The organism is Labrys okinawensis (assembly GCF_047345005.1).
In the GTDB taxonomy this organism is placed as follows: domain Bacteria; phylum Pseudomonadota; class Alphaproteobacteria; order Rhizobiales; family Labraceae; genus Labrys; species Labrys okinawensis.
The window spans coordinates 4,828,989-4,838,020 of record NZ_CP178864.1 but is presented as its reverse complement, the minus strand read 5'-3'; the positions used below and the strand labels follow the sequence as shown (position 1 = coordinate 4,838,020).

15 protein-coding genes are annotated in these 9,032 nt (G+C 61.8%); 9 read left to right on the top strand and 6 right to left on the bottom strand.

Annotated elements, in window-relative coordinates; translation table 11 throughout:
• Positions 1-5: 5 nt before the first annotated feature.
• The 5 genes from ACMDCR_RS22715 to ACMDCR_RS22695 all read left to right on the top strand — a co-directional run bounded on the left by ACMDCR_RS22715 (position 6) and on the right by ACMDCR_RS22695 (position 4,314).
• On the top strand, positions 6-1,229 hold the full coding sequence (locus tag ACMDCR_RS22715; protein WP_413988805.1) for a class I SAM-dependent RNA methyltransferase: 1,224 nt from the start codon (positions 6-8) through the stop codon (positions 1,227-1,229).
• A 151-nt stretch (positions 1,230-1,380) separates the two neighbouring features.
• Positions 1,381-1,899, top strand: a complete 519-nt coding sequence (locus ACMDCR_RS22710; RefSeq protein WP_413988804.1) for a gluconokinase — start codon at positions 1,381-1,383, stop codon at positions 1,897-1,899.
• A 74-nt stretch (positions 1,900-1,973) separates the two neighbouring features.
• Positions 1,974-2,429, top strand: coding sequence for a helix-turn-helix domain-containing protein (locus ACMDCR_RS22705; protein WP_413988803.1), 456 nt, complete (start codon positions 1,974-1,976; stop codon positions 2,427-2,429).
• 202 nt (positions 2,430-2,631) lie between these two features.
• Positions 2,632-2,883: a hypothetical protein gene (locus ACMDCR_RS22700; protein WP_413988802.1), complete on the top strand. Its 252-nt coding sequence runs from the start codon at positions 2,632-2,634 to the stop codon at positions 2,881-2,883.
• A 12-nt stretch (positions 2,884-2,895) separates the two neighbouring features.
• On the top strand, positions 2,896-4,314 hold the full coding sequence (locus ACMDCR_RS22695; protein WP_413988801.1) for an FAD-binding oxidoreductase: 1,419 nt from the start codon (positions 2,896-2,898) through the stop codon (positions 4,312-4,314).
• A 6-nt stretch (positions 4,315-4,320) separates the two neighbouring features.
• On the opposite strand, the gene ACMDCR_RS22690 is transcribed toward ACMDCR_RS22695, so the two are convergent.
• Entirely contained in the window at positions 4,321-4,617 is a 297-nt protein-coding gene (locus ACMDCR_RS22690) for a HigA family addiction module antitoxin (RefSeq protein ID WP_413988800.1), read from the bottom strand.
• Positions 4,618-4,640: 23 nt separating this feature from the next.
• Positions 4,641-4,922 (bottom strand): type II toxin-antitoxin system RelE/ParE family toxin, encoded by a 282-nt coding sequence (locus ACMDCR_RS22685; protein WP_413988799.1) that lies wholly within the window; start codon positions 4,920-4,922, stop codon positions 4,641-4,643.
• Positions 4,923-5,027: 105 nt separating this feature from the next.
• On the opposite strand from ACMDCR_RS22685, the gene ACMDCR_RS22680 reads away from it, so the two are divergent.
• Entirely contained in the window at positions 5,028-5,747 is a 720-nt protein-coding gene (locus ACMDCR_RS22680) for a 3-keto-5-aminohexanoate cleavage protein (RefSeq protein ID WP_413988798.1), read from the top strand.
• Positions 5,748-5,753: 6 nt separating this feature from the next.
• On the opposite strand, the gene ACMDCR_RS22675 is transcribed toward ACMDCR_RS22680, so the two are convergent.
• The 4 genes from ACMDCR_RS22675 to ACMDCR_RS22660 are packed head-to-tail and all read right to left on the bottom strand — an operon-like array spanning position 5,754 to position 7,571.
• Entirely contained in the window at positions 5,754-5,975 is a 222-nt protein-coding gene (locus ACMDCR_RS22675) for a hypothetical protein (RefSeq protein ID WP_413988797.1), read from the bottom strand.
• Between the two features lie 15 nt (positions 5,976-5,990).
• A complete protein-coding gene (locus ACMDCR_RS22670) occupies positions 5,991-6,665 on the bottom strand; it encodes an SOS response-associated peptidase (RefSeq protein WP_413988796.1) in 675 nt (224 codons plus the stop codon).
• A gap of 56 nt (positions 6,666-6,721) precedes the next feature.
• Positions 6,722-7,396 (bottom strand): Fic family protein, encoded by a 675-nt coding sequence (locus tag ACMDCR_RS22665; RefSeq protein ID WP_413988795.1) that lies wholly within the window; start codon positions 7,394-7,396, stop codon positions 6,722-6,724.
• A complete protein-coding gene (locus ACMDCR_RS22660) occupies positions 7,383-7,571 on the bottom strand; it encodes a hypothetical protein (protein WP_413988794.1) in 189 nt (62 codons plus the stop codon). Before ACMDCR_RS22660 ends, ACMDCR_RS22665 begins: the two co-directional genes overlap by 14 nt.
• A 177-nt stretch (positions 7,572-7,748) precedes the next feature.
• Here ACMDCR_RS22660 and ACMDCR_RS22655 point away from each other — a divergent pair, with 177 nt between their 5' ends.
• The 3 genes from ACMDCR_RS22655 (at position 7,749) to ACMDCR_RS22645 (ending at position 8,929) form a co-directional block, all read left to right on the top strand.
• Positions 7,749-8,186 (top strand): NUDIX hydrolase, encoded by a 438-nt coding sequence (locus ACMDCR_RS22655; RefSeq protein ID WP_413988793.1) that lies wholly within the window; start codon positions 7,749-7,751, stop codon positions 8,184-8,186.
• Entirely contained in the window at positions 8,183-8,581 is a 399-nt protein-coding gene (locus ACMDCR_RS22650; protein WP_413988792.1) for a TIGR02301 family protein, read from the top strand. Before ACMDCR_RS22655 ends, ACMDCR_RS22650 begins: the two co-directional genes overlap by 4 nt.
• Positions 8,582-8,668: 87 nt before the next feature.
• Complete coding sequence (locus ACMDCR_RS22645; protein ID WP_413988791.1) at positions 8,669-8,929, top strand: hypothetical protein; 261 nt, start codon at positions 8,669-8,671, stop codon at positions 8,927-8,929.
• The last annotated feature ends 103 nt before the right edge of the window (positions 8,930-9,032 follow it).

Below are 9,032 nucleotides of genomic sequence, written 5' to 3'. Positions count from 1 at the left end.
AGAGAGTGATTCATCAAACTGACACATTGGTTCAGCTCACCATCGAGCGGCTCGGCCATCGCGGCGATGGCGTTGCCGAGGGACCGGTCTTCGTGCCCTATACCCTGCCTGGCGAGCGTATCGAGGCAGAGGTGCAGGGCGAACGTGGCCGCCTCGTCGCGCTGCACAAGCCGAGCCCCGATCGCATCGAGCCCTTCTGCCCGCATTTCACCCACTGCGGGGGCTGCGCCATCCAGCATCTCAGCGAACCAGCCTATCAAGCCTGGAAACGGGGCCTTGTGGTGGAGGCACTCGGCCAGTCCGGCATCAACGTGCCGGTCGAGCCCCTGGTCGATGCCCATGGCAGGGGGCGGCGGCGAGCCACTTTGCATGCGCGCAAGGGCAAGGTGGGGTTTGCCGAGGCACGTTCGCACGAATTGATCGAGCTCGACGCCTGCCCCATCTTGGTGCCCGAGCTCAACCAGGGCCTGGAAGCGGCGCGGGCTTTCGAGAAGCAGATGCGCGGCCTCGGCAAGCCTCTCGACATCGTGCTGACCGCAACCCTCACCGGCCTCGACTGCGACATCCGCGGGGCCGGCCGCATCGACGACAAGATGCGGCTCAAGCTGGCGGAGCTGGCCGCCCGCTACGATCTCGCCCGCCTCTCCAACCATGGCGATGTGGTGATCGAGCGCCGAGCGCCGGTGGTGCGTTTCGGCAACGTCGAGGTCTCCCCGCCGCCCGGCGCCTTCCTGCAGGCGACGGCGGAGGCCGACAAGGCACTGACCGCCCTGGTGCAGGAGGGGCTGGCCGGCGCCAAGCGCGTCGCCGATCTTTTCGCAGGTTGCGGCACCTTTGGCCTGGCACTCGCCGCAACCTGCCATGTCCAGGGTTTCGATTCCGACAAGCCGGCCATCGCGGCGCTCGACAAGGCGGCAAAGCGCGCCCAGGGCCTGAAGCCGATCACCGCCACCGCCCGCGATCTCTTCCACCGCCCCCTGTTGGCGGACGAACTGATGCCCTTCGACGCCGTGCTGTTCGATCCGCCGCGGGCGGGGGCGGAGGCGCAAAGCAAGCGCCTCGCTGCCTCCAGGCTCAAGCGCATCGTCGGCGTGTCCTGCAACCCGACGACCTTTGCTCGCGATGCCGCCATCCTGATCGCCGGCGGCTACAAGCTGGTGAAGGTCACGCCGGTCGACCAGTTCCGCCATTCGGCGCATGTCGAACTGGTGGGCGTGTTCGCGCGCTAATGGTGTGCCGGTCTTCAGACCGGCATGCCCTCGACCGTGCAGAATGCAAAAGAATGCCGGTCTGAAGACCGGCACACCAGGACGGCCCTTGCATCCCTCTGGACCTCTCCCTTACCAAGGGAGTGCTCCCCTCACTTGTGGATGAAATGCCATGGCCGAGTCGTCCTTACATCCCACCGCCCTCATCGTCATGGGTGTCTCCGGAAGCGGCAAGAGCACGGTGGGAGAGGACCTCGGCGCGCAGTTCGGCTGGCCCTTCCGCGATGGCGATTCCTTCCACTCGCCTGCCAACGTCGCCAAGATGCATGCCGGCATCCCGCTTACCGACGAGGACCGCTGGCCCTGGCTCGCCGCCATCGCCGCCTGGATCGCCGAGCACCGGTCAAGGGGGCAGCATGGCATCGTCGCCTGCTCGGCCCTCAAGCGCGCCTATCGCGATGCCCTGCGCGACGGCCACGACGACGTGCGCTTCGTCTATCTCGAAGGCACCAAGGAACTGATTGCTGCCCGCCTTGCCACGCGCAAGGACCACTTCATGCCGCCGAGCCTGCTCGACAGCCAGTTCGCCACCCTGGAGCCGCCAAGCTCGGACGAGAAGCCGATCACGGTGTCCATCGATCAGCCGCCGGAGGAAATCGTAGCGGATGCGATGAGGCAGCTATCTGATTGATACTCGAGTCGGTAGATAGATTCGTTTATTTCGTTTATTGAGAGTGGAGATTATTGGAATCAAATGGATATCGCATGCGCCACGCTTCAACAACGAAAGTGCTTCCTTCCAGGGAAGATGCCGAACTCGCTCGTGTTTCGGGGCAGCGTCTGGCGCCCCTGGCGCGTACAAAGCGGCGCTTGACCCTGAATGTGAAGGATGCGGAACGGGACGCGGTCATTGAGCTGCCTGCAGGAGCAGTGCAACTTCTCCTCGATATTCTGGAGGATATGGCAGCAGGTCGCGCCATAACAATCGTTCCGCATAATGCGGAGTTGACGACTCAGGAAGCCGCTGAGCTTCTGAACGTCTCGCGCCCCTACGTGGTCCAATTGCTCAAAGATGAGAAGTTGCCCTACAGGTTGGTGGGTACGCATCGCCGGATCCGCTTCGACGATGTGTTAGCCTTCAAGGCCACCATCGATCGTGATCGCCGCAAGGCTCTCGATGAGCTGGCCGCCCAGGCTCAGGAACTCGGCATGGGATATTGAAAGGTGGCTCGTTTCACGGCCTTCCTTGATGCATCCGTACTCTATCCGGCCGTTATCCGGGACTTGCTAATGGAATTGGCGGTGGCGGATGTCTTCTCCGCCAAGTGGTCCAATGCCGTCCATGATGAATGGATCAACGCCCTGTTGCGCGATAGGCCTGATCTCTCTCGTGATCAGCTGGAGCGGACAAGGTTTCTCATGAATGCGCAACCTCAAGGACTTTCCGGCGGAGCAATTGCGTCCATGGCATATTGGAGCACTGCATCCCGATGAATTCCTGCAGCACCAATTCCACCTCGACCAAGCGACTTTCCTCGATTGCGTTAGCACCGTAAGAATGTGCTTGAAGAATCCGCCGCGAAGCGTGGAGGATTATCTTCACACGCTGCGTCAGCATGGTTTGCTGGCAACTGTCCGCGAAATCGAGCCATTCCTTCAATTCATTCAGAAATAGAGATAAGTCAGCATGGCTGCTGAGATTTCCTCCGACCTCCTGTCCCGCTTTGCCGCGATCGTCGGCGCCAAATACGCCATCTCCGACGTCAACGACCAGCAGCCCTTTCTCAAGGAATGGCGCGACCGCTATCACGGCAAGACGCCGTTGGTGCTGCTGCCTGGTTCGGTGGAGGAGGTCTCCGCCATCCTGAAGCTCGCCGATGAGACTGGCACGCCGATCGTACCCCAGGGCGGCAACACCGGGCTGGTCGGCGGGCAGGTGCCGCATGCGACCGGCAATGAACTGCTGGTCTCCCTGAGGCGGCTAGACAGGGTGAGGGCCGTCGATCCCGACAGCAACACGCTCGACGTCGAAGCCGGCGTCACGCTGCAACGGGTGCAGGAAGCGGCTGATGGTGCGGGGCGCTTCTTTCCGCTCTCGCTGCCCTCGGAGGGCAGCTGCACCATCGGCGGCAATATCGGCACCAATGCGGGCGGCACGGGCGTGATCGCCTATGGCAATACGCGCGATCTCATCCTCGGGCTCGAAGTGGTGCTGCCGGGTGGGCGTGTCTGGCACGGTATGCGCCACCTGCGCAAGGACAACACCGGCTACGATCTCAGGAACCTGTTCATCGGCGCGGAGGGCACGCTCGGCATCGTCACCGCCGCTGTGGTGAAGATCTTCCCCAAGCCCCGCTCTGTGGGCACCGCCTTCATCGGGGTCGACAGCCCGGCGGATGCTCTCAACCTCCTGCACGAGGCGCGGGCAAACGGCGGCGGCACCGTTACCGCCTTCGAGCTGATGCCGCGCCTCGGCATCGACTTCGTGGTGCGCCACGTATCGGACGCCCGCGATCCCATTGCCGAGAAATATCCATGGTACGTGCTGCTGGAAGTTTCCACCCAATCGGAGGAAGGCGTAGGCGACGCCCTCGAAGGCATGCTGATGGCGGCCTATGAGAAGGGCTATGCCGGGGACGCGGTGATCGCCTCGTCGCTGGAGCAGGCCGCCGATTTCTGGCGCCTGCGCGAGCAATTGTCGGAAACGCAGAAATTCGAGGGCGGCTCGATCAAGCACGACGTTTCCGTTCCGATCCGCTTGGTGCCTGCCTTCCTCGAGAAGGCGATCGCCGCGGTTGAGGCCTTCATTCCTGGCTGTCGCCCGCTGCCCTTCGGCCATCTCGGCGACGGCAACATCCACTTCAACATCTCGCAGCCCGTCGGTGGCGACAAGAAGGCATTCCTCGACAAATGGGAGGCCACCAACCAGGTGGTACACGCCATCGTCGCCGAGTTCCACGGCTCGATCTCGGCCGAGCATGGCATCGGCCAGGCGAAGCGCGCCCTGTTGCCGGGCGTGAAGGACCCGGTGGAGATGGAGATGATGCGGGCGATCAAGGCAACGCTCGATCCCAAAGGCATCATGAACCCAGGCAAGGTACTGTAGGGTAGATCAGGCGGCTCTCAGGCTGCGGATCGAGCTGATGTCGTCCTTCTTGGCGGCAAGTTCGGTGGCCAGATCGAAACCTGCCTGCATGTTCATCCAGAACTCAGGTGTCGTGTCGAAAAACTTCGCGAGACGGAGCGCCGTGTCAGGCGTCACGGGCGACTTCTCGGCGGCCAGACGCTCGATGCGTGTGCGCGGGACGTGCAATTCCCTGGCGAGCGAATAGGGTTTGAGTCTCAGGGGAACGAGGAATTCCTCGCGCAGGATTTCGCCCGGATGGATGGGTGGACGGATCGTCAGCATCTTGTGCCCTTTCTGACGGTGCTTCAGTGATAATCGGTAATCTCCACATCATCCGCACCGCCATCGGACCAGTGGAAACAAATGCGGAATTGGTCATTTATTCTAACCGAATGTTGTCCTGCCCGATCTCCCCTCAGGGCTTCGAGCCTATTGCCCGGCGGCTGCAGAAGATCCCGCAGCTCGACCGCGTGCTCGATCATGAAGAGTTTGCGCTGGGCGCCGCGAATGAGATCCAGCGGGAAACCTTTTGGCCGCTCTCCCGCCGCAATGGCCTGACTAATCTTGCCCTTGAATGATCGGATCATGACCGCTGTTCTACCAGTCACGTATCATATGGCGATACGTCTCCCGGTGTCAAATGAAACGTATCTCCTTATGATACGTAAAGTCCGAATCATGAGGGAGGTCTCATGTTGCAGGCATGTCTCAATGGCAACCGACCCCGCGGCTTTCATCCGGCGATCGCCTGCTCGCCGGCCGAGCTGGCTACGGATGCGCGGGCAGCGGTCGACGCCGGTGCCGAGGAACTCCACGTACATCCGCGTGGGCATGACGGCGAGCAGAGCCTGGAGCCGCTTGATGTCGGCAATGCCCTGCTGGCCATCCGCCAGAGCGTACCCGGCATTCCCGTAGGCATCTCCACCCTGTGGGACATCCCACCTGGCGGCCGGGCGCGGCAGGCGCCAATACGCGAGTGGCGCGTGCTGCCCGACTATGTCTCCATCAATCTCATCGAGGAGGATGCGCCGGAGATCATGGCGCTGATGATCCGCCGCGGCATTGGCATCGAAGCCGGGCTGTGGTCGGCCGCCGATGCACTGCGCTTCGTAGCGCTGCCTTCGGCGGAGCGCTGCCTGCGTATCCTGGTCGAGATCAATGAGCAGGATATCGAAGCGGGCCTCCATGTGGCGCACGACATCCTCGCGGTCATCGAGAATGCCGGCTTGGACCTGCCGATCCTTCTGCACGGCGCCGACAAGACGATGTGGCCTATCCATGCCGAAGCGCTGAGGCGGGGCTTCGACCGGCGTATCGGTCTGGAGGATGGCGCGGCCCTGCCGGACGGCAAGCTGGCCGCCGGCAATGCCGAATTGCTGCGTGCGGCAGTGTCGCAGGCCGGGCAGGCCTAAAGGCCTTCAGTCGTCGTCCTGAACATTTCGGCTTTCGCAGCCGCCCTGGCGATGCACGCCGCTATGCTGCGTATCCGGCGCGTTGACGCTGGCGCCATAACTGTGGGTGCACAAGGTCTCACGCCGATCATCGGCGTTGTAGCTAGCACTCCCCACGCTCAAGCCGGCCGAGCATCCGGCAAGGGCGACGGCGACGAGCAGGGCTGTCAGGGCTGAAATGGCTTTCATGATTATCCTTGCCTTTCAGATGCTTCGGGAGGGAACTTCGTCCTGCACATGCGGTCCGTCATTCTCGGCCCTGTTGACATGGGGGGCGATGCGCAGGAGTTCAAGCAGATCCTCAGGCGGTGGGCGCAGCAGTTCCGCGGCCTCCTCCGGCTTGGTGAGGGGATCGAGCCAAAGCGCCGCCGCCTTGCGCGCGATCAGCACCGGGCTGCGCTCGCTGATCGCTGCCAGCGTGCCGTTTGCATCGGTGGTCAGTATGCCAACCGTATCGATCTCGCTGCCATCCATGCCCGACCAGGTTTCCCAGATCGCAGCGAGGGCGAGCAGGCCGCGATCGGGCCGGCGCAGGAGGAATGGCTGCTTTGTCCGGCCCGCGTTCTGCCATTGGTAGAAGCCGTCGGCAGGGAGGAGACAGCGCCGGCGCGTGAAAGCGTTGCGGAAGGAAGGTTTCTCCTGCACCGTCTCGGACCGTATGTTGATCATCAGGGGATAGCTGGCGGTATCCTTGATGAAGGCAGGAATGAAGCCCCAGCGCATCAGGGTGAAGTGCCGCGCCGAGAAATCGGCGTGCACCACTGCCACCGGCTGGCTCGGCGCGATGTTGTAGCGCGGCGGAAAGTCCGGCTCCTCGGCATAACCGAACCAGTGCCGCACGTCCTGCGGCGAATGGGTGAGTGCAAAACGGCCGGTCACGATTGAACGCTCTTGCCGTTCCGCAGGTCGGTCATCCGCACATTTCCAGTTCTGGCTTATAAAGCTGCCGGCAAATCTCCACCGGCACTACGATAGAAATTCGTTAGTTGTGTTGCTAGCATTGACCCTAAGAGACTCTCCATTTGAGAGACATCAATTCTTCTATCAGCCAGGTAGGCGGCGTCTGCCGCATCCAAGGCGTCAAAATAGGATTTGCGATTTTCTACAATTTGATCTGGAATAGTTGGGACTCCAGGTAGGATACTACCTGATCTTATAGAAAGAACGACATAAGAGAGAATACGAGAAGTGCGGCCATTTCCGTCCGCAAATGGATGGATCCAATTCAGTCGCCACATTATGTAAGAGGCTAAGTGAATGGGCGTCGAGGTTTCCCAGTGCTCATTCACATAGTCGCACATATCCTCAATTAATTCCGGTACCAAGAAGTTGTCGGGAGGATGATGTTGGCTACCTTGAATCGATACGCTTGCTGGGCGCCAATTGCCCGCAAAGGGACTTAGGCCGGCGAGTGCCTCGCGGTGAAGGCCGAGAATGAGCGAGGGCCTCAGTCTAAAGACCCCTCGCTCCAAAGCTGTCTGGATAGCCTGTAAACCAGCATCATATTGCTTGAGGCCATTCCTGGCCTCAGCTTCTGCCTTAAGAATTGGATCCGAAATCAGTTCAGGATCGTGGGCCTTACTATCTCGCTTCTCTTCACTTTGGCTCACGGGTTTTCCCCGCCGCGAGCTTTTCGGCCTGCCTATCGACCATTTCGCGCGTGATAAGTTTATTCTCAAAGTGAGTATTGCCGTAAGCGAAGCTCCGCCTTTGTTCCTCACGCTGCGCGGCAGTTGGTTTAGCACGCTTAGCAGCTTCTAAAAGCGCCTGAAGAGCATGAGTCATTTTGTGGCCCTCGAATCTTTGGGGACGCTACAACGGCTTTTTGGCAGAAGCGCGCTTTTTTAGCGGGGGAGGGTAAAAATATCGCTTGCATGAGCGTGCCGCGCCATTCCCAAAAAAAGCGAGCTTGTTCCCTTTATATAGGGCGTGGAATGGTATATCGCCGTAGATAGTGTCGCCATGACAGATGCCAGCCGATCCTACCCCTCCCGCCCGATTCTCGCAGCCAGTGTCGCCATCTTCCGCGATGGCAAGGTGCTGCTCGGTGAACGGGCGCGCTCGCCGGGGCAAGGGCTGTTCTCCCTGCCGGGCGGGGTGGTCGAACTCGGCGAGACGCTGGAGGAGGCTGCGCGGCGGGAAGTGCAGGAGGAAACGGGGCTCGAGGTCGAGATCGCCGGTTTCGTGCGGCACAATGAAGTCGTCCATCGCGACGAGGCCGGGGCGGTGCACCGGCACTTCGTCATCGCCGTCTTCGCTGGCCGCTCTCGACAGGGCGAGCCGCAGGTGAGCGAGGAGACCCTCGCCTTTCGCTGGGCCGATCCCGTCACCCTTGACGGTCTGCCTGTGACCGACCGGCTGGCCGACATCGTTGCCGCCGCCAGGGCTGTGTTGTCATGAGGCGCCACCTTCTACCGGCACTCGCCGTGGTGGTCTCTCTTGCGCCGCTGGTCGCCACGGGGCAGACGGCGCCGCCCCCGGCCGGCCCGCAGAGGCCGGCCTACGAGCCGCAATTGCTGCGCCTCTCCGAGCTCATGGGCGCGCTTCATTATCTGCGAGCCCTGTGCGGCTTTGCCGATGCGCCGGTCTGGCGCGACAAGATGAACGAGCTTATCGACGGGCAGGGGCTCGACCAGGCTGGCAAGGAACGCTACGCGGGCGCCTTCAACCGCGGCTACCGCACCTACAGCGAAACCTATCGCGGTTGCAACGAGGCCGCCGCCAAGGTTATCCGTGACTATCTCGCCGAGAGCGGCGCGATCATCAAGGACCTCGATTCGCGTTATGGCCGTTAACGATTAATTCCGAAGTGTCTATTCCTGGGACGCGGGCATGCTATGGTCTGGCTTCGCTCGCGGCAGGGGCTGCGGCAGGAATTCGCCATGTATGATCGCGTCTCCCAGTTGAAAAGCCAATTTGCGGCCGACGATGCCCGGCGGGCGGCGCTCGACTATCTGCTGCAGGCCTGGGAGGAGGCGATTCTCGACGGCATCGACAGCGATTGCGTGGCCAATGCGGCCCTGTTCACCGCCTTCAAGGAACTGGTCGCGACTTATGGCGAAGAGCCGGTGGCCCGCTTCGCCGAACGCCTGCCCGAACGCGTGCGCAATGGCGAATTTACACCCAAGGGTGTTCATCAATAGAACGTGACAGGCCCGCCCGTACCCGGCGTGGGACGCCACGCTCGCAATCGCTTTCTTCTGTGGCTAGGGTAAGGCCGGGCGAACGCCATGATTCGCCTGCCTC

Bases quoted from the DNA above. Each gene is read 5' to 3' on its own strand.
- ACMDCR_RS22690 (WP_413988800.1), bottom strand. From the start codon at position 4,617: ATGCTGACGATCCGTCCACCCATCCATCCGGGCGAAATCCTGCGCGAG.
- ACMDCR_RS22675 (WP_413988797.1), bottom strand. From the start codon at position 5,975: ATGAAAGCCATTTCAGCCCTGACAGCCCTGCTCGTCGCCGTCGCCCTT.
- ACMDCR_RS22695 (WP_413988801.1), top strand. From the start codon at position 2,896: ATGGCTGCTGAGATTTCCTCCGACCTCCTGTCCCGCTTTGCCGCGATC.
- ACMDCR_RS22655 (WP_413988793.1), top strand. From the start codon at position 7,749: ATGACAGATGCCAGCCGATCCTACCCCTCCCGCCCGATTCTCGCAGCC.
- ACMDCR_RS22710 (WP_413988804.1), top strand. From the start codon at position 1,381: ATGGCCGAGTCGTCCTTACATCCCACCGCCCTCATCGTCATGGGTGTC.
- ACMDCR_RS22680 (WP_413988798.1), top strand. From the start codon at position 5,028: ATGTTGCAGGCATGTCTCAATGGCAACCGACCCCGCGGCTTTCATCCG.
- ACMDCR_RS22685 (WP_413988799.1), bottom strand. From the start codon at position 4,922: ATGATCCGATCATTCAAGGGCAAGATTAGTCAGGCCATTGCGGCGGGA.
- ACMDCR_RS22650 (WP_413988792.1), top strand. From the start codon at position 8,183: ATGAGGCGCCACCTTCTACCGGCACTCGCCGTGGTGGTCTCTCTTGCG.
- ACMDCR_RS22705 (WP_413988803.1), top strand. From the start codon at position 1,974: ATGCGCCACGCTTCAACAACGAAAGTGCTTCCTTCCAGGGAAGATGCC.
- ACMDCR_RS22700 (WP_413988802.1), top strand. From the start codon at position 2,632: ATGCGCAACCTCAAGGACTTTCCGGCGGAGCAATTGCGTCCATGGCAT.
- ACMDCR_RS22660 (WP_413988794.1), bottom strand. From the start codon at position 7,571: ATGACTCATGCTCTTCAGGCGCTTTTAGAAGCTGCTAAGCGTGCTAAA.
- ACMDCR_RS22645 (WP_413988791.1), top strand. From the start codon at position 8,669: ATGTATGATCGCGTCTCCCAGTTGAAAAGCCAATTTGCGGCCGACGAT.